This window comes from Streptomyces sp. NPDC001941 (genome assembly GCF_040296945.1).
Taxonomy (GTDB): Bacteria; Actinomycetota; Actinomycetes; order Streptomycetales; family Streptomycetaceae; genus Streptomyces.
The window spans coordinates 1-20,727 of record NZ_JBEOYE010000132.1 but is presented as its reverse complement, the minus strand read 5'-3'; the positions used below and the strand labels follow the sequence as shown (position 1 = coordinate 20,727).

The window sequence follows — 20,727 nt, the reverse complement described above, 5'->3', positions numbered from 1 at the left end:
TACGAACGCAAGCCCGAACACTTCCTCGCCTTCGCCGGCATCGCCAGCACCCTCATCTGCTACCGCCGCATCACCAAATGAAATGACGTCTAAGGTCCGGCCCGCAGCCCAACAGGGTGCGCCTGTACGTCAGATGTCGACCAGGCCGGACCAGCCGCACCCGTCAACGTCTGGGCGATGAGGGTATTGAGACCACCACGCGAGGGTGGCCCTGCCAGGATCATCTCCATGAGACTGAGACCAGGATGCACCCTGGACCGTGCCGAGGAGGTCCTCGCGACCGCGCTGATGAGGTGGAACAACCTCTACAGTGACCAGAACCGCCTGTGGGAGCGGTACCTGGAGGTCGTCACGGCCACGGACCGGCAACTGTCCGAGACGCTGGCGGAGCCGGACCTCGCAGGCAACCTCTACAACGGTCACTACTGGCACTTGGTCGCCGACGGCAACTCCCCGCTGCTGCACGGGACCTTGGTCCGCGAAGTGCAGCGGCAGATTCACGCCATGGTTCAGGCGCAGGCAGACCTGGCTGCCCTTCGGTGCTATGCAGAACGGCCTGGGATGGCGATTGTGTACGACACCAATGCCCTCAACCACTGGCCGAGGCCGGATGAGGTGAAGTGGGCAGACATCCTGCGCGAACAGGACTTCCACGGGCGGGTTGCTCGCCTTGTTATCCCACTCGTCGTGATCGACGAACTGGATCTGCAAAAGGGCGGCAGTAACGCCCTGAGCGCCAAGGCCAGTAAGGCGATCCGCTACCTGGAAAAGACCCTTGACGGCACCCTCTCAGACGCGCCTGCGCAGGTACGGCCCGACGCCACGCTCGAAGTCCGCCTGGATCCTCCCGGACACCGCCGTGGGGACCCGGACATGGAAATCCTACTGTGTGCCGCGGAACTTGACCTACTGGGCGTCCCAACACGCGTGCTGAGCAACGACTTCGGCCTCCATCTACGGGCACGCAGCATGGGCCTGACACCGATCCGTATTCCCGAGCCGCAGCACCGCAAGGCACCGTCAGCCGACACGGACCCCTCCTGACGCGGCAGACACTGCGCCCCCGTGCCGTACGCAGGGCACCCACGGACACGACGGAGGCCGCTCCCCGAGAGAGGTGACGGGCCGAGGCGGCAACTCGGGCGATGATCGTATGTCGAGGCCCACCGCTTCAGCTGACCGTGTCCTGCGCGCGGACGGAGTTGGCGTCAAGGTGCAGTTCGTAGACCGTGCAGCAGTCGGCCGCCAAGGTGGCGACCGGTTTCCCGCACGGGCACGCACGGTTGAGGCCCCTGTCGCCCGCAGGACCGCAGCATCCCATGCTCGTGTCCGGCAGCATCTCCAGTCCGGGCGCGTCCTCGGGATGGAGGACGATGTTGTTGCGCGGCCCCGCGGACTTCAGCGACCCTCGCTCATCGGCCATCCAGCCCGCGCGGCGTTGTGCACGGCCGTCCTCATCGTCCTCGTAGGGGACATACGGTGCACCCCACGGCTCGGGTTCGATGGCGTAGTGCCCCCGGGGCATCGTCGCGGGCGGCCTCCGTGATGTTTGATCCCGCTCCTCGTACGGCGGCGGTACCGGCACGGCCGACAGCGGTGTGAGCGGGTCTGTCAGCGCACCACCGCATTCGGCACAGTAAAAGCGTGTCATTAGGTAGTTCTAGCCCCAAGACGCAGCCAACGCATCCGGTTTCTCCCGTGCTGCCCGAGAGTGAAGGCGGTGGCGTCAGCCGCTGCACCGGTATGAGGGGGAGGGCGAAGCCCCCGTCTGCTTGCGGTGGGGTGGGGAAGCAGACGGGGGTGGCCGAGCGCCCCGGGGGGATGGGCGAACGGCCCGGCCTGGCGGGCATGCAGGTGGATCTCATGGGCCGAAGCGTGTCTGTAAGCAGAATCGTGATTAAGAGGTCCTTCCCGCTGGGAGGAACGCGCAGGAAGGTTCTCGTGCCTGCCGAGTTCACCCTGCGGGACAGCACTTGGGACTGGGCCTTTGTGCCCAGGATCGTAGTGCAGGCTTCCTACAGGCGGCAGATCTCACCTGAACGGAGATGCCATGGCAGAGTCGGCACACACACGGGTTGCTCGCGGCTCGCACGCGGACGTGCTGAAGGTCGAGAGCCAGCAACCCGTGCCCACCGCATCCGTGGTCTCTGGCTTCCCGGGCCGACTGCTCACCGGCAAGGGCATCGAGCGACCCGGACGGTTTGACGTCAGCCAGGCGATGTTCGCGAACCCGACCTGGTGCAGCCGCGGCCCGGCCTGGAGGGACGTCGCCGAGCACTGCGCCCGCTTCCGCACGGCATCGCAGCGGCCGGCACCGACGCCTCAGCGCCCGCGCACGTCGTCGAGTAGGGCTCGGCGCGGCTCGTGTCAGGGCCACCGAGCACGACCGCCTCTGCCCAGCCTCCCAAGATGAACGTGACGTCCACAGCCGCGTACACGCCGACCTTCCCGTCGCGCTCCAGCGCCGCCACTGGACCAGGCCGCAAGAGGCGCCCGGCCGCGCTGGCTACAGCGGATCATCGAGGAGCTCGACACCGGCAAGGTCGCACAAAGGAGTCCCGGCGGGCCTGCCTTCTTCAAGCCTCGAACGGAGTCCGCCGTGGGCAGTGAGCAGCGCGGCGGCGACGAGGACGCCGACCTTGCATGGAACATGGTCCGTGTGGCCATCGAGTGGTTCACAAGCGACCGGACAACGACCCGACAGGCCATCGATCTCCCTGACGGCCCCACAGCCCCTGGACGACTCCTTGAAATAGCACGATTCCAGGCCCAAGCGAACGACCTCATGAACACCGGTGACCAGGAGCAGGAAAGGACCCTGACCCAAGCTCAAGCCCACTGGATCATCCGGCAGATGCCCGCTGGCCCTCAACCGATCTCCATCGACTCTGCACAACAAGCGGGCCGAGCCTGGGGCGTGCTGATCGCCGCCGACAGCCAGGTCTGGCCTGACGCTCACGTGCTGGCCGCGGTGAGCGCGCTGACAGGCCTCACTCAACGCGCGTGTGACGAGATCCGATACCAGGCCCAGAGAATCTGCGGTGCCCACGCCCGCGCAGATCTCCTCGTGCCCTACGACAACGCCCCCGACCAGCACCTCATCAGAGACTGGAATGACCTCGCCGCCTGCGGCCCGGAGCTTTCCGAGGCAGCCACACTCTCCCAAGAAGTACTGGAGCTCCTCACAGCCCGTGTAAGCGGAAACGAGGAGTACGACTGGATGGACGTCACCGCCCAGCAGACCGCGCAGGTCCACGCCACCATCTGTCGCGCACAGCCCCTCCTCAGTCCGGTAGCCGCGCTGATTCCCAACAGCAGCCGCGAAGACCCCGAAGCCGGTATACGGCGCCTTCGCGAGCTGACCGAGCAAGGCCACCTGGCCACCGCCACGACGCTGGCCACCCGCGCCGCAGCCCTGGAGGAGTGGACAGGACCGCCCCGCGGGCCCAACGCAGACCGAACACGAATCGTGGAAGCAGCAGCTGCTCGGGTGCGCATGCTGCACCAGCTGAACGAATCCCTCGCAGCCCTCGACCTGGACCCCCCACCCTCGCACTCAGCACTTGACGCACGCAGCCTGGCCGAGCTGGCCCAGGCCTTCGGTGAGCTCTCCGTCAGCCTGCGCACCACACTCACGGCAGCCAAGACAGCCGGCTCTGCCACGCAAGGCGCTCCCTCTGCCCGGCAACGCAGCAACCAGCGGCCGCTTCCCCCCAATCAGCTACCCGGTGGTGGTGCTCCTCGGGCCAAGCCCTGAACTCTCCGCGCAGGCCACCGCAAGCCCAGGCGAGCTCCGCAGCCGCGCGCCCACCCCAGCCCGTCGACGTGCTCGCGGGTGGTCCGCACCGACGATCGCCCCTCACCTGCGCTGTTCCCCTGTGAAAGCGGCGGACCTCCTCGCAAGCAGCAGGCACAACGTACAACCGCAGATCGTCAGGCTCCGCGCGGTGCTGCTGACCGCTCCTGCACCCCGGGGCATTCAGCTGCTCACGGCCGACGCGTAGGGGCAAACCCGGCTCTCCTGCCCCCACGCCCACAGCTACGAGGCCTCACATCTCAGCCGAGTCGTGTAGGCCGCTGCCGTGCGTAAGGCCCATATGCGGAGGCCAGAGCGTGGCAAGGCAGACTGTAGAGATGAACCCTGAACTCTATCCGGACCTGGAGACAGCGGGCGGGCTGGCGGCGGCGCTGGAGACGGTAGCTTCCGGTCTCGGTCTGGATCTGACCTTGCACGCTCGCCCCGGCACTTATCCCGATCATGCGGCCATCGCCTCGATGGTACCCGGGCGCGGGCCGCTGGCGGTCAACATCGCCGACGACGTCCGCCGTTTCAGTGTGTCCGGCTGGGGCCAGGGAATCGCACTCCTGAGCGGCGCTACGCCGGACCTGGCCGACATCGCCCGGGCGGGCGTGGCCTGGAGCGAGGGCAGGTGTCTTCGGCGAATGCAGGCCGAACTGCCGTTCCTGGTGCCCAGCGAGCGAGGCGAGGCGCACGAGCGCGGCCCGGCGGCGGTCGTGGACCTGCAGTGGCGCTCGATGCGGGAGAAGGCGGCTGGGGCCCCGGAGTTTCCGGCGTTCGGCGCGCTGGTGGAAGCAGCTCACGACGAACCGCTGCTACGACAGCTGTACGTGTTCTCTAGTCACTGGACCCTCGGCTTCAGCTCCTGTACCGGATACCCGTTTCGCGTCGTGGTGGCCATCGCGCCTGCGGACCGTGACAACCCGTACCGCGTGATGACGGGTCTGCACGGTGCATCCGTCGCCGAACCCGATACGGCGCATCAAGCGGTCACGTCCGCCGTGTCTCACCTGCCCGCCGACCTTGGCCCCGCCGTCGCGGGGACCGCAGAAGACAACGTCTGAAGCTCCCCCCGGCCTTCTTCCAGAACAGTTGTCCATGCCCCGCCAAGGCGTTGCGACGCGGGTCAGCAGGGCTTTTCTCCGGTCGGCTCGCCGCCACCTCCAGGTGCGCGCGGCACCGACCAGGCACAGATCAGGGCCTCGGATCTGCGAAGCGACTTTCGCCACTCCGCGTAGCAGATGGCACCGCCGCGAGCGGCGGCGCACCATATGTCCAGCGCACTGGTTGAACCCCATCGTTGGGCTCGTAGGCCCGGCTGTACGCGTACTTCGGCGGGCAGGACGGCGTCCGCCTGCTGGGCCTCTGTGATCACGACTGGGGACAGGTCCCGCCGCAGGTTCCGCTCCGGGTCCGTGAGCTGGCCGACCTTGCTGAGGACGCCGGGCTGATAGGCGAGGACTTCCCGACGCAGGTCACGACCGTGATCAGCGAGGGCGAGCTGCGCACTTTGGTGCTCAGCGCCCAAGTCCGGGGCCCGGCCGGCACGTCGGGACGGACGAAGGAGCAGCTTGCCGAGGTCCTGCCCGACTGGATGCGGGATGCGATCGACGCGTACGCGCCCGGCATGGCCCAGCTGCGTGCGTCGGCGCGCGTCTCCCAGGACCGTTACCGTGACGGCCTGGTGGCGTGGATGGGGACGCTCGATTGAGCCCGTGTGCCCGCACGCCCCAGGCGGGGTTCGCCGACGGAAGCTGTCCGCGGGGGGCCTTGAGCGTGGGGGATGCCGTCTCAGGTGGCGATTCCGAGTTCGGTGCGGGTGCGGTGGATGAATGCCCGGACGGTTGCTTCGTGTCGCCAGGGGGCGAGGGCGGTGTTGAACTCGGCGACGTAGTCTTTGGCCCGGCTGGACTGGACGCGGGCGAGGATGCTGACGGAGCGGTTGCCCAGGTCGAGTCCGTGGTCAAGGTCGCGGGCCTGGAGGTGGGCGGTCCCTACGATCGCGAGTCGCATGCCGACGGAGCGGGTGAACACTCCGGTGGGCATGGCGGCGGCCTGCTGGTTCCAGGCCAGGGCTGCCTTGGGGTTCTTCAGGTCCCGGAAGACTTCGGCGGCGTCGGCTGAGAGGCGGGCGTGGTGGTAGAAGTCGATCCACGCGGGCTCGTAGCCGCTGGTGGCGTCCGCCCGGCCCAGGAGGTTCTCGGAGGCGGCCAGGGCCCGGGAGGCGGCCCTGGGGTCGCTTTCCCGGGCGTGGGCTCGGGCTTCGATCAGTTTCGTGAACGCCAGTACACGCGGGGCTGCTTGGTCCTTGGACCGTTCGAAGGCGCCCTGGGCCATGTCGACGGCCTCGGAGGCGAAGCCTCGCAGCAGGGACTGCATGGCCATGGTCGTCAGGACGTAGCAGCCGAGCTGGATGTCGCCGCCTGCCCGGGCCAGGCGGAGGGCCTGGATGAAGTGCCTCTGGGCGACGTCGTGCTGGCCGACGTCGAACGCGGTCCAGCCGGCGAGCCGGGAGAGTTCGGCGGTGACGGAGAACAGGTCGCGGCCGACCGCATCGGTGAAGGTGCCTCGCAGCAGCGGCGCGGCGCGTTCTTGCAGGCAGGTGGTGACGGAGTTGGCTTTCCAGCTCCCGCCGCCGTATTTGGAGTCCCAGCGGCGGGCCTCATCGGCGGCGTCGCGGAGTTCTTCGAGGTCGGCGCGGCCGACTTGCTTGCCGCCGGACATGGTGGCGGCGGCGTCGGCGGGGGTGACGAGCCAGCGGGTCACGGGGGTGGTGAACGCGGACACGGCGAAGCCGGATCCGGTCAGGAAGTCGCGGCGGTTCACGAAACTCCAGAACGAGGTGGCCACTTCGACCGCGTCGCCGCGGTCTCTCGGGAAATCCAACCCCACGTCGGCGTCCGGTGTCTGCGCCTCGCCCATACCGATCTCGGGCAGGGACACGGGTCGGCCGAGCCGTTCGCCGATCGCGCGGGCCAGGAGGGCGGGGACGGGCCACTTGGGGATCATGCCTCGCCTGGTCCAGTTCGCGACGGAGGTGTGGGAGTAGTCCGTGGCCAGGCCTGTCTGCTGGGCGAGCTGGTTCACGCGCAGGGCCAGGGACTTGTGGCTCGCGCCGCTGGTCTCGATGAGCCCTTCCAGGTTTGCGTTGGGCGGACGTTTCCGACGGTTGGTCGATGCCACCGCAATCCCCTTCTTCCACCAGGCCGCCATCGCTTGTGGGCGTCCGGCGAGGAAACGCCACGGGGCCGCGTGCGCAGGCTGCCGCTCGGGCTCCGGCCGGGTCGGGAACGACTGCTGTCCTTCGCCACGGGACACCGAGGGTATTGCCCAGCGGACCGGGGTGAACCGGGTTCGCGAGTTGTGAGCCCCCCTGCGAGCCCTGCCCCGTGCCTTCCCCGGCGGGTGTGATGAGGGCACGGGCCAGCGCCGGGACGCCAGGAAGGGCCTCTGAGCGCCGGCCCGCGCCCGGCACCACGACTTCACGCTCGGGGGTGAACCAGATGTGCGGAATCGCAGGGCTGGCCGGAGGCGACGCGCTCCGGCAGCAGAAGACCGTCGCCGCGATGGGAGACCTGCAGCACCACCGCGGCCCGGACGGCTCGCTGCATCTCGCCGCTCAGGACGGGCGGGCGGTGCTCGCCATGAACACGTTGCTGATCGTGGATGCGCGGGCGATGCCCGGCCCCTACCGTGACCGGGGCAGCGGTGTCCTGCTGGCCTTCAACGGGGAGATCTACAACTACCGTCAGCAGGCCGCCGCCTGGGGCATCTCGCTGGCCGCCGGCGAGACGGACGCGCATGTCGTGCTGCGGGCGTGGGTGAAGATCGGCCCGTCCTGCCTGGACGGTCTGGACGGCATGTTCGCGCTGGCCGTCTACGACCCCCGGAGCGCGAAGCTGTACCTGGCCCGGGACCGTCTCGGGGAGAAGCCGCTCTACTGGCGTCTGGACGGCGCCCGGCTCGCGTTCGCCTCGGAGGTGACCGCGCTGACCGCCTACGGTCCGGCCCCGCTGGTCTTACGCCCGGAGGTCATCGCCATCGAGGCCCCGACCGGGGTCGACACTCCGTTCCAGGGTATCCAGCTGCTGGCCCCGGCGACGCTGCTGTCCTTCGACGTCACTACCTGTTCCGTCGAGCAGATGACCTGGTGGCGCCTGGAGGACCGGGTCCCCTTCACCGGGACCTATCCCGAGGCCCTGGCGGCCTTCTCTACGCTCCTGGCCCAGCAGATCCCGCTGCGGGCGCCGGCCTGTGACTTCGCTCTTCTCCTCTCGGGTGGCCTGGACTCAGCCGTGCTGGCCTACCTGATGCGGCCCCCGGTCTGCGTAACGGTCCGCTACCGGGGCCAGGACCGTCTGGACGAATCGGCGGCCGCGAGGGTCATCGCCCGCGACGTCGGAGCCGAGCTCGTCGTCGTCGAGCCGGACCACGTCGATTTCACCACCGCGCTGCCGCACATGATGCGGGCCCTGGACTATCCGATGGGCAACGCGTCCACGTTCTCCGAGCACATGGCCTACCGGAAGGTCTCCGACCTCGGACTGCGGGTCGTGATCGGCGGGCTGGGCCCGGACGAGTTCCTGATGGGCTACGTCCGTCAGGCCCTCGTCCTGTTCGGTGCGGACGCTGTCCTGGACGCGGGGCTGGATGCCTACCGGCCGCTGGCCGCCAAGCTCCTGCACACCACCGAGGAGCCGCTGGACGCGGCCGAGGCCGCCACCCGGCTGATCCTGCGCGGCGCCGACCCCGACGGGCGCATCCGTAGCCTGGTCGCCGACGCGATGGCCCGCGCGGGCGCAGACACCGCCCGTGGCCTGACCCTGGCGGACCTGGCCACGTCCTGGCGGCCGCTGGTGATGACCAGCGACAAGCTCGCCTCCGCCTACGCCCTCGAACGCCGGTCCCCTTACCTGGCCCGGGACCTGGTCGAACTGTCCTACCGGCTGCCCCGCGAGCACAAGATCTGCCACCCCGCCCGCGGCAAACGCATCCTGCGCGACGCCGCCAAAGCCCTCGGCCTGCCCCGCGAGGTGTGGGACAGCGGCGACAAACTCGGCTTCGCCTCCCCCGTCCCCACCTGGCTCAACGGCCATCTCGCCCGCTGGGCCGATGATCAGATCACCACCGCCCTGACCAGCGCGCCGACCGGGTTCCGGCCCCTCCTCGAGGGCGGCCTGCACCGCGGGAACCACTTCGACCGCACCCGCATGCAGGCCGTCATGGCAGCCGCCTGGTTTTCTGACCGCATCCTCCAGGCTGCCGCATGAGACCCAACTGCCGCACTAACGTGGCGGGATGCACTCCGACACCCCCGCACTCCCGGAGCCGGGCCCCGCCCGCGGAGCCGTCGCGATCATCAGCAACCGTCGCGGCGAGCTCCTGCTCCACCTGCGCGACGACCTGCCGGCCATCGCCTGGCCCGCGCACTGGAGCCTTCTGGGAGGCGGCTGCGACCCCGGCGAGAGCCCGGCCACCGCGATCGTCCGCGAGCTCGAAGAAGAAGCCGGACTCACCGGCCTGCACCTGATCGAACGGGGCGAGATCACCGACCATCACGGCTCGGGCCAGATCATCACCTTCTACTCCACCCGCTGGGACGGCGACGAGAGGACCCTGCCGCTCAGCGAGGGAGTCAAGCTCCAGTTCTTCGCCCCCGAACACCTCGACATCCTCACGATCCCCCCGTTCATCCGGGCCGGCATCAACCGCTACCCGGCCGCCCGACAGTCCTGACCCGCCTGAAGAGGCGAGAGGGTAGGGGCCACCAGGGCGGTCCCTACCGAAAGGGACGACCCCGCCCATGAAAATGACCGTCATCGGCTGCGGCTACCTCGGCACCACCCACGCCGCCTGCATGGCCGAACTCGGCCACGAAGTCCTCGGCATGGACTGCGACATCGACAAGGTCAACACCCTAGCCGGCGGCCAGGCCCCGTTCTTCGAACGCAACCTCGACGACCTCCTCGCCAAGCACACCGCGAACGCAACCCTGCGGTTCACCGCCTCCTACGCCGAGGCCGCCGCCTTCGCCGACCTGCACTTCATCGGCGTCGGCACCCCACCCCAGGCAGCCGGCGACGCCTACGACCTCACCCACCTCCTGAACGCCACCCGCCAGCTCGCCCCCTACCTGACCGGCCCGGCCGTCATCGCGGTCAAGTCCACCGTCCCCGTCGGCACCGCCCCCCGCATCGCCGAACTCCTCACCCGGCACGCACCCGCCGGCGACCTGATCGAACTCGCCTGGAACCCGGAGTTCCTGCGCGAGTCCTTCGCCGTGGAGGACACCCTGCGCCCCGACCGGCTCGTCCTGGGCTTCGCCACCACGCACTCCTGGGCCGAAGCCCGGCTGCGCCAGGCGTTCGCCAAGCTGATCGACGCCGGAGTGCCCACGATCGTCACCGACTGGGCCACCGCCGAGCTCGCCAAGGGCGCCGCGAACTCCTTCCTCGCCACCAAGATCTCCTTCATCAACGCGATGGCCGAGGTCTGCGAGAAGTCCGGCGCCGACGTCGCCGCGCTCACCGACATCCTCGGACACGACATCCGCATCGGACACCGTGGCATGCGTCCTGGCCTCGGCTTCGGCGGCGGCTGCCTGCCCAAGGACCTCGCCGGCTTCATCACCCGCGCCGACGAGCTCGAGGCCAGCGACGCCGTCGGCATGCTCCGTGAAGCCAGGACCGTCAACACCCGCCGCCGCCAGCGCGTGGTCGACCTCACCCGTGAGGAACTCGGCCCCGACCTGCGCGGCAAACGGATCACTGTCTGGGGCGCCGCCTTCAAGCCCGAGACCGACGACATCCGCGACTCACCCGCTCTCGCCGTCGCCCAGGCCCTCCACGACCTCGGCGCATCCGTCACCGTCACCGACCCCAAGGCCCTCGACAACGCCCGCAAGCTCCACCCCGAACTCGACTATGCCGCAGACCCCGTCACCGCTGCCCAGGACGCCGAGCTGCTGCTCCACCTCACCGAGTGGGACCACTTCACCCGCATCGACCCCAAGCTGCTTGCCACCCGTACCAAAAGCCCCAAGGTCATCGACGCCCGCGGAACCCTCGATGCCAACCGGTGGCGCAGCGCAGGCTGGGTGCTACGCACTCTCGGCCGCGCCTGATCAGCGCCCCCATACGGGAGGGACCGGCTCTGACGAGCCGGTCCCTCCCACATTTCACGATCAGAAGCTGGCGACACACGCGCGCACTTTGGTCCCTCCACCAACAGCCGTGGGTCTGTAAAGTTTTCGGTGTAACTGGGTTGGTTTGTAGGCTCAGATTCGGTTGTTGGTGAGGCGTCCGTCGAAGGCGATGTCGAAGGCCTGGAGGGCTCGCTTCCAGCGGGTGGTCCAGCGTTTGCGGCCGGCGCCCGTGGGGTCGAGGGACATCACCGCGAGGTAGACGCACTTCAGAGCCGCGTTCTCCGAGGGGAAGTGGCCGCGGGCCCGGACCGCCCGGCGGATCCTCGCGTTGACGGACTCGATCGCGTTGGTCGTGCAGACGATCCGGCGGATCTCGGCGTCGAACTGCAGGAACGGGACGAACTCGGCCCACGCGTTCTCCCACAACCGCACGATCGCCGGGTACTTCTGGCCCCATTCCTCGCAGAACTCGAGGAACCGGCTGGTGGCCGCGTCCTCCGTCGGTGCGGTATAGACCGGCTTCAATGATTTCGCGATCTTGTCCCAGTCCTGGCGGCCGGCATAGCGGAACGACGCCCGCAGCAGGTGAACGACGCAGGTCTGGACGACGGTCTGGGGCCAGACTTCACCGACTGCGTCGGGCAGGCCCTTCAATCCGTCGCAGACCAGCATCAAGACGTCCTCGACGCCGCGGTTCTTCAGCTCGCTCAGGACCCGCAGCCAGTGCTTGGCGCCCTCGCCTCCCTCGCCGCCGGCCCACAATCCGAGGATGTCCCGGTGGCCCTCCGCCGTGACCGCCAACGCCATATAGATCGGACGGTTGGCCACCTGGCCGTCGCGGATCTTCACGTTGATGCAGTCGATGAAGACAACCGGGTAGACGCGGTCGAGCGGGCGGGCCTGCCATTCGGCCATGCCCTCTATCACCGAATCCGTGATGGTCGAGATGGTCTGCTTGGAGACCTCGGCTCCGTAGACCTCGGCCAGATGGGCTGAGATCTCGCCGTGGGTCAGACCCTTCGCGGAGAGCGACAGCACCATCTCGTCGACACCGGTCAGCCGGCGCTGCCGCTTCTTGACGATCTGCGGCTCGAAGGCTCCCTCGCGGTCCCGGGGCACGTCGATCTCGACCGGACCGACGTCGGTGACGACCGTCTTGGAGCGTTTCCCGTTCCTTGAGTTGCCGCCGTTCTTGCCCGCGGGATCGTGCCGGTCATAGCCGAGATGGTCCGTCATCTCGCCCTCGAGAGCAGACTCCAGCAGCCGCTTCGTCAGCTGCTGGAGCAGACCGCCCTCGCCCGTCAGCTGCAATCCCTCGGCTTGGGCCCGAGCCACGAGCTCGTTCAGAAACCGGTCATCCACGCCCGCGGGCGCGGTCTCCGCCTCGGCCGACGTGGCTATGTTCTCGCTGGTCACAGGTGCAATCCTCCATGATCGGAGTTACACCGTTCCTTTTACAGTCCCACAGCCGTCGACCAGGGCCTGTTTGAGAAGGTGATCTTCAGCGTGGACGGGTCCTGGGGGAACCAGGGCTGATCTGACGATGTGCGGGATCTGCGTGGACGAACCGGTCGCCGGTCAGCGCCAGCCGGTCGGCCGGGTCGCAGTAGATGCCCCACAGCTCAACAGGAGCGTTCTACGGGGTCGAGGGCGAGGTAGAAGAACCCGGGCAGTTGACGTTGAGGCTCTTGAAGTCGGTCCATTCGTAGGTGCCGGTGGCGTTGGCGATGACGAGGCAGTCGAGGCCGATGCTGCCGTCTTTCTTGCAGAACTTCGTTCGAGCCTGCGCGAACTGCTTGTGCCTCAGGACGCGCTCCAGGTCAGCCTTGGTGTAGTAGTAGCCGTCCCCGACGTTCGGTTCGAGGTTGATCTGCACGACGCGTTCGAAGCCGGGCGGGGCCTGCTCGCGGCCTCGCTTGCCCTGGGTCTTGCCCAGGTTGTGCTCGCCGTTGAGCTGCTCAACAGCCTCCCCCATCCGCGCCCAGAGCTTCTTCCAGGACGTGATGGTCTTGACCTGGACGGCGCGCTTGAGTTCCTGTCCGTCGCGGGTGCTGGTGAAGATGTAGTCGGTCTTGTAGGTCTTGCCGTCGCCAGCCTTGTAGCCGCCGTCGTACCAGACGCGGGCTTCGGGGTCGGTCTTCAGCAGGTGCGCGACCTGCTCCAGTACGCGGGCGCCGCCGGCGACGGCGTTGGTGCCGGCGAGAGCGTCGGCGAGGTCTCCGTAGTTCTGCAGACGGCCGGAGGCGGCGATGGCCATGAGGGTGGGGATCTGCCCGCGCATGTTCGCGTCCTGCAGGACCTTGACGGCTTTCTGGATGGCGGCCGTGTCGTCGGCCGGCAGGTCCTTCGTCATCTTGTCGAGGATGTTCGCGACGGAGGGCATCAGCGGTGTGGCGACGAACACGTCATCGGGTTCCAGCGCCCGTGCGTGCAGCCGCCGGCCCACGTCCGGGTCGGGCCCGTACACGGCGGTGGAGAATACCCATGAGTAGTCGGTGTGCCGGATGGTGCGCCCGGTGCCCTTGGCGATGTTGGGTCGGGATCCGCTGACCTGCTTGGACTGTCCGGGTGCAAGGGTTCCGAGCGGGTGGACGAGCTCGCTGATGCCGGGGAACGTCAGGTGCAGGACGGCCTCGCCGGGCTGGTCTCCGTTGTTCGTGACGGTGAACGCGTATGAGCACGGATCGGTCGAGCACAGGTAGCCGGAAGTGGAGGTGGTATTGAACTTCGGGCCCTGGGATGCCTTGACCTTCTCGGCGGACGTCAGCGGCGGCTTGGCGTTGGCCTTGGCCTCGTCGGTGGCCGCGCGAGCAGCAGCGGTCTCCTTGTCCGGGGCCGGGGTGGGCTTCGCCACGAGGTACGGGTTGTAGAACCTGTCGTCCCCGTCCTCGGTCGGCAGCCGGTACACCGAGGACGCGGGCCTGCTGTCCATGGTGGTGCGCCAGGAGGCTGTCTTGACCGGGCTGGCATCGGCCGGGTTGAAGCCGATGACGAACACCGTGTGCGGGGCTTGGTCGGCGATGACGACCGTACGCTCTTGCGCGATGTACGCGGTGGCCTTGCGCCCGTACGAGGCCCCGGCGTCCTCCGCGACCATCGTGGGATCAGCGGTGACCTCCCGCACGATGGAAGCCAACGCCTTCGGCGTCAGCGAGCCCGCATTCACGCCGAACGCATCGAGCATGTGATACCCGGATTGTTTGACCGGTGCCACCCAACGCCCGCCACTGGAAAGGTCGGTGCCGTAGTGCGGGCCCTGCTGCGCCCAGAAGTCGTAGTCGCCCTTGATGTACAGCTGGTTGCCGGACCAGGCGACGGCGGCCTGTCCGGTGACGGGCATCCGCAGGGTTCCGCTGGCTATGCCGTCGGAAGTGACGGTCAGCTCGGCCAGGGTCTGGGGTTTCCAGTCGCCGGGGCCGTAGGCGGCCGACAGGTGCACGCCCGGCATGGCTTCCAGCTCCCGGGCCGCCGCCGTGCCTCTGGCCGCCGCGACGGCCGCCCGTGATTCACCGCCCCCACCACCGGAGCCCGCGCCGGAGCTGTCCGGCCAGAGGATCGCGCTGATGGCCACGATGACCGCGGCGCCCAGCGCCAGCGCCGCCAGTAGGCGCCGCTTGCCCGCCGGGCCGGCCGGAGGCGCGGCGGGCGGATAGGGCGGCAGCGGTGGGGGGACGGTCGGAGGAGCGAGAGGCAGGGGTGGCATGCCGTTCGGGCTTGGTTGCTGGGGCGGCACGCTGGGTGGGGGCGGCTGCTTCTGCGGCTCTGGTCCGTCGGCGCTATGGCCCGGCTGGTGTCCGTTCACGCTGCCCCCTTCGTCGTGTCCAGCGGCTGGCTGAGCCCGACGACGGGCTCTGCGGTGCCGGACGTGGTGTTGCGCATCTGGGGACACTAGGCGGACGCGCACCGGGCCATTCAGCTGGCTACCGGCCATTTGTGTGGCCGGTAGCCACCTATGGGGCAGGTGCAGCAGTCGTGGCGCCTGTCGAGCCGGGGCGCGGTGCTCGGGCCTTCGGTCTACCGCGACGGCTCCAGTCCAGTTGCTTGTTCGGGGTGCCGGCGCCCCGGGGCCACCGCTGAACGCCAGGCGCTCGTCGACGAGATGACGGTCACGGGGTCTGCGGGGACGCTCCCTTGGCTCGCCCCGCCGCCTGCACGCGGACCGGGGCTGCGACATTGACAGATGGGCGGGACGGCCGCCAGCAGCGGAAGGAGCTGGGTGACGTCAAGGCGAGTGCCGTCGGCGAGCCACTTCGCATCCGCTGCGAACGGCGCGCTGACCTCCACCAATGCCTGCTCGAAGTGGCCAGCAGCACCGGCTGCCTCCGACGACCTCAAACGGCATGAGGGAACGATCGGTTAGGCCCAGTACGCGGCCCACTCCCGGGCCGCCGTGACCTTGTCGTCGACGTTCGGCGTTCCGTAGGCCTGCAAGGCTTCCCACCATCGGGCCTCGGCCTGCGTCAGGAGCGTCAGAGATCTACGCGGGGCCGCGGCGAACGCGGGGATCCGCGCGCACCAGCGTGCCGCGTGCTCGGGTGTTTGCTCGCCGTCGAGGATGAGGCGGAACCCCCACAGTGCGGTGTCGAGCCAGTTCGGGCCGCGCATCGCCCAGGCCCAGTCGATCAGCCAGGTGCGGCCGTCGCGGCCCGTCATGAAGTTCGTCGCGGCAGGGTCTGCGTGGACAAGCCGGTCGCCGGTCAGCACGGGTCGGTCGGCCGGGTCGCAGTAGATGCCCCACTTCTCCCATGCGGTGCGGGTGACCACTGCGGGTGCGGCCCTGCCGCTCAAGTCGGAGAGCACTGTGGCGACTTGGGGGAGATGTTCGCTGTCGGAGCCGAAGTAGGTCCAGGCGGAGGCGTTGAGGCCTTCGAAGCAGACAACCAGCCAGCCGCCGGCTTCCTCGTGCCACAGCATTCTGGGTGCGGTGGGTGGCAGGTAGGGGGCTACGGCGATCTCGGTGCGCAGCTCGGTGATGCCTTCCTCGTCCAGGGGAAGCCCTTTGAGGAACACCATCTGCGTGTCGGTGGTGCCGTGTTGTGTGGGCCAGACCCAGGTCGCGAGGGCGGAACTGGTGCCGTTCTGCACCTCTGCGTGCCGGCAGTCCCAGCCGATGCGGGCGGCGATGGCCTGCCGCACTGGTGCGGGAAGTTCAGGTAGCGGGATCCGTTCCACGCGCATGTCGCCGTTCACTCGTCCGGCGTGGGCGGCGAGGGGTTGCTGGGAGGGAAGGGCGGGTTCTTGTCGGGCCTGGTCGGGGGACCGGTGGATGGGCCACGTGGTGGCGGGTTGGACGTGGGTCCGGGGGTGGGGCGTCGCAGCGTGGGGGCGGCCATGCTCATGCCTTGACGGTACGCGATGTCCCCCGAGGAGTGCCGGGACTTGGCTGAAGCCGCCGGGGGACTGGCTGAAGCCCTCATGGCGGGGGTCTGCCGGTTCCCGTTCTGCAGGCGGGCCGCCCCCGCACGACCAGGAATGAGGGATGCTGGTTGCCTTCCGTGCTCGCGTACGTGCCACGCGAACTTGGAGGTCCTACTGGACGGGGCCGTACGCGTGCGGTCGCAAGTGCAGACGTCAGCACCACAGAAGCAGGGTGATTCCGTCTGGCGGAACGCAGCAGGCGAACGCCATTCATGCCCTTGGAACGAAACCTTCGACAATACGCGCCCCTCTACCGCGCGGCCCTACGATCCGGCAAAGCAAGCTGACCCCGGCGCAGCCGTCGACACCCACTGCCTACCCGCTGGACAAAGCCACAGCCGGACGAAGGAGACGACGTGCCCCCTTACCGACGAGCCGCCACGCCCCTTGGCATAGTGCTCTTCCTGACTGCTGTCCTGGCCCTCGCCGCCTGTACCAACGACGCCAGCCACGAACGGGCAGGCACCGCGCCGACATCCGCGACCGATCAGGTAGAGGCGAGCTCGGCCCCGACAGCGGAGGCCTCCGCATCCGTCACACCTCCCACAGAACAGAAACCCATCGCCTCCACCCGAGGTGACAAGGGAATCGTCGGTGAGGTGTACCGAGTGCAGCGAAAAGACGGAGTCCTGACCGTCTGGGCCGGCGCCAAAAATACCGGCGCCGCAAGCTACCTGCCCGTCAACTGGCGCAACGGCAACGACCCCTACACCCTGGCCGGATCCTCTGTTGTCGACTCGAAGAATTCGAAGCGGTACATGGCGCTCCTGGACTCCAGCGGTAAATGCCTGTGCAGTGAGAAGCTCGGTGACGCAATAGAGCCAGGGGAGACACGCCCCCTGTACGTGCAGTTCCAGGCCCCACCCCAGGATGTGACCGAAGGAGACCTGCAACTGGGCAACATGCAGGTCGTCACCATCGCCATACCAGGCGTCTGAAGCGTGGCCGCCACACGCCGACCGGCCTGGCTCCCGCTTCTCGCCGTAGCGGCCGTCCTCACCATGGTCAGCGCGGGCGCCAGCAACGCCGCCACGCGGACGGTGCTGGCTGTACAGAGTCGTACCTACGAGCTGGTCTCCCGCGTGGAGAACCTGACCGGCACTGAGCGAGTCGCCTCGAGCAAAACCGAGACCACCTTCAGCCTCCAGGCTTCCATCCTTTTCACCAAGGACAGCGCTCGTATCTCACCCCAGGCTCAGCACAAGATTAACGAAATCGCCCAAGAAATAGCCCGAGCCAACCCCGCCAAGCCTGTCGAGATACGTGGATACACTGACAACCTCGGCAGCGCAGAACACGGCCTGGAGCTATCTGAGAGCCGTGCCAATGCGGTGAAGGAGCTACTCGAGAGGAACACAGCCCTGCGCCGCACCCACTTCACTGCGAACGGCCTGGGAGAAGTCGACCCCATCGCAGACAACCGCCAAGAAAGCGGGCGACAGAGGAACCGGCGCGTCACGATTACCGTCCCGACCCGGTAAAACACACCCTCCACGCAGTTGCGGGGCTAACTTGTAGGGCCTCAGATTGCTTGGCAGAATCTCAGGTCCGATGGCAGAAGGATGGCAGAAATGCCAGAGTCCTGAGACCTGCAGGTGGGGAGCGTCACTCGTATGGGTGGCTCGGGTAATAGCCCGGGCCACAGCTCTACTGCGAGCAGAAGCTCTCCTTGCGCGCCATCGGAGAGCGCTACGGCGTCAACGCTGACGTGATCAGGGGTATCGCGGACGACTACGAAATCCCGATCCGTACACCAAAGGAATGCAGGTCCCTCCAGCAGAACGCCCGCCACTGCGAACCACTCACCCGAGCATGGCTCCTCGAGCACTACGTCAAGCGCTGCCAGACCCTCCCCGAAGTCGCAGCGGAGGCCGGCATGTCCCCCTCAAACGTGGCCAAATGGGCCAGAACGCACAACATCCCACTGCGTCCTCGCGGCGGCGCGAGCCACAACGAAAGCCTCCGCATCCGGGACACAGCCAGACAGGCCCCCCGAATCCTGCGACCGGCTCTCAACGGTCTTGCCGCCGAAGCACGACTCAGAAGGTTCGCCATGGCCTCCACCTACCCCACCCTCGGCGCAGCAGCAGCTGCCATGGGCATCAACGGCAGCACCCTGAGTCTCCAAATCAGCCGACTGGCACGAGACCTTGGCGGCCCGCTCCACGAACGAGCCGAGCGAGACCACCCCATGAAGCTGACCCCGCTCGGAAAGCGTGTCGTCAAAGCCACGAAGGCTTGGCTGGCCGGCTACGACGAGCGGCCAGAATAGGGTGGTCAGCTCCGCGTCGATGCTGAAGGATCAACGCCGTGGACACAGTCATCCAGTGGGTGCGTACATCTTGGACGAAACGATCTCGGGGCGGGCCTGAAGCATCCCGTCGGAACGCGGCCCCGACAGCCTTTCCCCTGCCTCTCCTGGCACCCCCCTACGTCCATGAAGTCCTCCTGCGCGAAGCCGACGGCTTCCAGCCCCGATTCGTCACCCGGGAAGGTCTGCCCGACTCCGTCGCGGACATCGGCGTGGTTCTACGCGAAGACGGCGGCAAGCTGCGCGTTCAGCCGGCCGTGACCCCGTTCGGCCTGCCGCGCAGGTGGCGGCGGCCGCCGGCAGTCCGGCTCGCACGCGGTGAATGGCTCCGCTGGCAGGTCAACTACCGCTTCACGGGCACCCATGGCGGCGAATGGACCTACCGGCTCGACACCCTCAACATCGCATATGGCACAGCAGCTGCCGACCTGTTCCTGGGCACCCCTACGCGCTCCTTCAGTGAACTCGCCGCGCTCCGGTGATCCGCGCCACCATGGACGGGTGACCACATGGATGCGCTGCCACTGGGACGAGGAGGACATCTGGTTCCACTTCGAGGTTGACGCCGAGGGCTGGGTAATCCGCCAGATCGAACTCCAAGGGCCTGACCTCGCCCCGATCGCAGCAGCCTCCCTCGATGAATGGCAGCAGGCTCGTGACGCAGGCCGCCTCGCACAGTACGAGAGCGGATTCGGGAGCACCGCCGAACTGCCCGTCTCAGAGTGGGAGGGCCACGACCCCGAGCACATGACCTCCGCCGAGTTCGAGGAGGTCTGGGTCCTTGCCCGCCAACAGATCGCGTCCCGGCCCCGCTGACCGCTCGGCACCGCCGCGTCTTCTTGACATCATCAGGCCATGGTCTCAGCACGTCCCCGCACCGTCCGAGCGGTCGACACCAACCAACTCCTCGACCTCGAACAAGAGGCCGCCACACTCGGCTTCAGCCAGCGGCTCCCAGTCCACTGGCTACGGAAGCACCTCGACGCCGAGGCGACGCACTACGTCTGCCCCACGATCGTGCACCAGCTCCGCCACCGTCCCGAAGTGTCGCCACAGTGGCGGTGCCAGCTACTTCTGACCGTCACGACCGGCGAAGAGATCTGGGGTCTCCTCGACGTTCTTCCCGACACCCTCGACCGGCTTCCGAACACCTTGGATGCGGCCGTGGAGAAGGAGATTGTCAACCGCCTGGAGCGAGCCACAACCCAGCGTGAGTGGTCAGAGCGGATGAGCCCCGAGGAAATGCCAAGAAACTGAGACACAGGCACGCGGACGCGAGCTGAGACAGCTCAGGAACCGCTGGTCAGAGCGCTGCCCTCTGCCACGGATCGCGAGATCCTACATAACTCCCAACTCCGCCAGTGTCACCAGGGCGCCGCAACCACGCGACGCCTCGACAGAGAAGAGGGAGCCTTGCCCGAGTCTAACGACGCCCTGGCCGTAATGCTGGCACTCGCCGTGTTCCTGCACATCCTCGCCTTGCTGGGAGTGGCCCTATGCGCCTCACTGGTAAGAGAACCGGAAGAGCACCACACGAAGGGACGGCAGCTTGCAGCGCTACTCCTCGGCCGTTCACTTGTACAGCGCACGGGGCGAAGCCCGTTCATCAGCAGGCTGCTACTGGCCTCAGGCCTGCTGCTAGCGGCCATCGCAGTCCTCAGTGCAGTGGAAGCGGTACATCTCGCCTGGACCACCTTCGGAGCTATGCTCGCCGCGATGCAGCTGGCCAGTGCGTACGCCTGGCGCAAACCCGCCCAGATGACCAGCACGATTGCGGCCGCGCCGCCTGAAGAAGACCACCCAGCGCACGTTGTCGACGCCAGCGCCAAGGAGCCGACAACTACGGACGATCCCGAAGAGAACTGACCGCGCAACCCCTGGCCAAAACGAGGCCTTCGCGCTCCCATCCGCGGCGCCCTGCGCCTGGGGATCGGGCATCCCGTCCGGACCGGGGCGCAGGGCTAGTGTCCTGCGCCGGAGATCCGTCGTTAGTTTGTGTATGACTGCTTCTGCCGATGTGCCGGTACCTCGTCGTGGCCCGAAGTTGGAACCGTT

General features: G+C 67.9%; 19 protein-coding genes. 14 read left to right on the top strand and 5 right to left on the bottom strand.

Annotated features, from left to right (window positions below; translation table 11 throughout):
- Nucleotides 1-228 precede the first annotated feature (228 nt).
- Nucleotides 229-1,044, top strand: a complete 816-nt coding sequence (locus ABT160_RS42850; RefSeq protein WP_351654589.1) for a PIN domain-containing protein — start codon at nt 229-231, stop codon at nt 1,042-1,044.
- A 127-nt stretch (nt 1,045-1,171) separates the two neighbouring features.
- Here ABT160_RS42850 and ABT160_RS42845 read toward each other — a convergent pair whose 3' ends face one another.
- Nucleotides 1,172-1,651, bottom strand: a complete 480-nt coding sequence (locus ABT160_RS42845) for a hypothetical protein (RefSeq protein ID WP_351654587.1) — start codon at nt 1,649-1,651, stop codon at nt 1,172-1,174.
- 948 nt (nt 1,652-2,599) lie between these two features.
- Here ABT160_RS42845 and ABT160_RS42840 point away from each other — a divergent pair.
- The 3 genes from ABT160_RS42840 to ABT160_RS42830 all read left to right on the top strand — a co-directional run bounded on the left by ABT160_RS42840 (nt 2,600) and on the right by ABT160_RS42830 (nt 5,510).
- Nucleotides 2,600-3,757: a hypothetical protein gene (locus ABT160_RS42840; RefSeq protein WP_351654585.1), complete on the top strand. Its 1,158-nt coding sequence runs from the start codon at nt 2,600-2,602 to the stop codon at nt 3,755-3,757.
- A 377-nt stretch (nt 3,758-4,134) separates the two neighbouring features.
- Nucleotides 4,135-4,863 (top strand): DUF6193 family natural product biosynthesis protein, encoded by a 729-nt coding sequence (locus ABT160_RS42835; protein ID WP_351654583.1) that lies wholly within the window; start codon nt 4,135-4,137, stop codon nt 4,861-4,863.
- 419 nt (nt 4,864-5,282) lie between these two features.
- Entirely contained in the window at nt 5,283-5,510 is a 228-nt protein-coding gene (locus ABT160_RS42830; protein ID WP_351654581.1) for a hypothetical protein, read from the top strand.
- An 80-nt stretch (nt 5,511-5,590) separates the two neighbouring features.
- Here the strand turns inward: ABT160_RS42830 and ABT160_RS42825 are convergent, their stop codons facing one another.
- Nucleotides 5,591-6,982, bottom strand: a complete 1,392-nt coding sequence (locus ABT160_RS42825) for an NsdA family TPR-like regulatory protein (protein ID WP_351654579.1) — start codon at nt 6,980-6,982, stop codon at nt 5,591-5,593.
- A gap of 320 nt (nt 6,983-7,302) precedes the next feature.
- Here ABT160_RS42825 and ABT160_RS42820 point away from each other — a divergent pair, with 320 nt between their 5' ends.
- The 3 genes from ABT160_RS42820 (at nt 7,303) to ABT160_RS42810 (ending at nt 10,922) form a co-directional block, all read left to right on the top strand.
- Nucleotides 7,303-9,069 (top strand): asparagine synthetase B family protein, encoded by a 1,767-nt coding sequence (locus ABT160_RS42820; protein WP_351654577.1) that lies wholly within the window; start codon nt 7,303-7,305, stop codon nt 9,067-9,069.
- Nucleotides 9,070-9,097: 28 nt separating this feature from the next.
- Nucleotides 9,098-9,535 (top strand): NUDIX domain-containing protein, encoded by a 438-nt coding sequence (locus ABT160_RS42815; RefSeq protein WP_351654575.1) that lies wholly within the window; start codon nt 9,098-9,100, stop codon nt 9,533-9,535.
- A gap of 67 nt (nt 9,536-9,602) precedes the next feature.
- Nucleotides 9,603-10,922 (top strand): UDP-glucose dehydrogenase family protein, encoded by a 1,320-nt coding sequence (locus ABT160_RS42810; RefSeq protein ID WP_351654573.1) that lies wholly within the window; start codon nt 9,603-9,605, stop codon nt 10,920-10,922.
- A gap of 153 nt (nt 10,923-11,075) precedes the next feature.
- Here the strand turns inward: ABT160_RS42810 and ABT160_RS42805 are convergent, their stop codons facing one another.
- The 3 genes from ABT160_RS42805 to ABT160_RS42795 form a co-directional block, all read right to left on the bottom strand.
- Entirely contained in the window at nt 11,076-12,305 is a 1,230-nt protein-coding gene (locus ABT160_RS42805; protein WP_351654591.1) for an IS256 family transposase, read from the bottom strand.
- A gap of 274 nt (nt 12,306-12,579) precedes the next feature.
- The gene (locus tag ABT160_RS42800) at nt 12,580-14,646 is read right to left on the bottom strand and encodes a hypothetical protein (protein ID WP_351654571.1); all 2,067 of its coding nucleotides are present in this window, start codon (nt 14,644-14,646) and stop codon (nt 12,580-12,582) included.
- Nucleotides 14,647-15,299: 653 nt separating this feature from the next.
- The gene (locus ABT160_RS42795; RefSeq protein ID WP_351654570.1) at nt 15,300-16,133 is read right to left on the bottom strand and encodes an aminoglycoside phosphotransferase; all 834 of its coding nucleotides are present in this window, start codon (nt 16,131-16,133) and stop codon (nt 15,300-15,302) included.
- A 623-nt stretch (nt 16,134-16,756) separates the two neighbouring features.
- Between ABT160_RS42795 and ABT160_RS42790 the strand changes: the two genes are divergently transcribed.
- The 7 genes from ABT160_RS42790 to ABT160_RS42760 all read left to right on the top strand — a co-directional run bounded on the left by ABT160_RS42790 (nt 16,757) and on the right by ABT160_RS42760 (nt 20,538).
- Nucleotides 16,757-17,299, top strand: coding sequence for a hypothetical protein (locus ABT160_RS42790; RefSeq protein ID WP_351654568.1), 543 nt, complete (start codon nt 16,757-16,759; stop codon nt 17,297-17,299).
- A 3-nt stretch (nt 17,300-17,302) separates the two neighbouring features.
- On the top strand, nt 17,303-17,842 hold the full coding sequence (locus ABT160_RS42785; protein WP_351654566.1) for an OmpA family protein: 540 nt from the start codon (nt 17,303-17,305) through the stop codon (nt 17,840-17,842).
- Between the two features lie 188 nt (nt 17,843-18,030).
- Nucleotides 18,031-18,633: a LysR family transcriptional regulator gene (locus ABT160_RS42780; protein ID WP_351654565.1), complete on the top strand. Its 603-nt coding sequence runs from the start codon at nt 18,031-18,033 to the stop codon at nt 18,631-18,633.
- A gap of 38 nt (nt 18,634-18,671) precedes the next feature.
- Nucleotides 18,672-19,154 carry a hypothetical protein gene (locus ABT160_RS42775; protein ID WP_351654563.1) on the top strand — a complete coding sequence of 161 codons (483 nt, stop codon included), beginning with the start codon at nt 18,672-18,674 and terminating at the stop codon, nt 19,152-19,154.
- Nucleotides 19,155-19,173: 19 nt separating this feature from the next.
- Nucleotides 19,174-19,488 (top strand): hypothetical protein, encoded by a 315-nt coding sequence (locus tag ABT160_RS42770; protein WP_351654561.1) that lies wholly within the window; start codon nt 19,174-19,176, stop codon nt 19,486-19,488.
- Nucleotides 19,489-19,527: 39 nt separating this feature from the next.
- Nucleotides 19,528-19,929, top strand: a complete 402-nt coding sequence (locus tag ABT160_RS42765) for a hypothetical protein (protein ID WP_351654559.1) — start codon at nt 19,528-19,530, stop codon at nt 19,927-19,929.
- 156 nt (nt 19,930-20,085) lie between these two features.
- Nucleotides 20,086-20,538, top strand: a complete 453-nt coding sequence (locus ABT160_RS42760; protein WP_351654557.1) for a hypothetical protein — start codon at nt 20,086-20,088, stop codon at nt 20,536-20,538.
- The last annotated feature ends 189 nt before the right edge of the window (nt 20,539-20,727 follow it).

Coding starts and splice junctions, on each gene's coding strand:
- ABT160_RS42810 (WP_351654573.1), top strand. CDS start 9,603: ATGAAAATGACCGTCATCGGCTGCGGCTACCTCGGCACCACCCACGCC.
- ABT160_RS42820 (WP_351654577.1), top strand. CDS start 7,303: ATGTGCGGAATCGCAGGGCTGGCCGGAGGCGACGCGCTCCGGCAGCAG.
- ABT160_RS42850 (WP_351654589.1), top strand. CDS start 229: ATGAGACTGAGACCAGGATGCACCCTGGACCGTGCCGAGGAGGTCCTC.
- ABT160_RS42845 (WP_351654587.1), bottom strand. CDS start 1,651: ATGACACGCTTTTACTGTGCCGAATGCGGTGGTGCGCTGACAGACCCG.
- ABT160_RS42800 (WP_351654571.1), bottom strand. CDS start 14,646: ATGCCACCCCTGCCTCTCGCTCCTCCGACCGTCCCCCCACCGCTGCCG.
- ABT160_RS42815 (WP_351654575.1), top strand. CDS start 9,098: ATGCACTCCGACACCCCCGCACTCCCGGAGCCGGGCCCCGCCCGCGGA.
- ABT160_RS42835 (WP_351654583.1), top strand. CDS start 4,135: ATGAACCCTGAACTCTATCCGGACCTGGAGACAGCGGGCGGGCTGGCG.
- ABT160_RS42765 (WP_351654559.1), top strand. CDS start 19,528: ATGGTCTCAGCACGTCCCCGCACCGTCCGAGCGGTCGACACCAACCAA.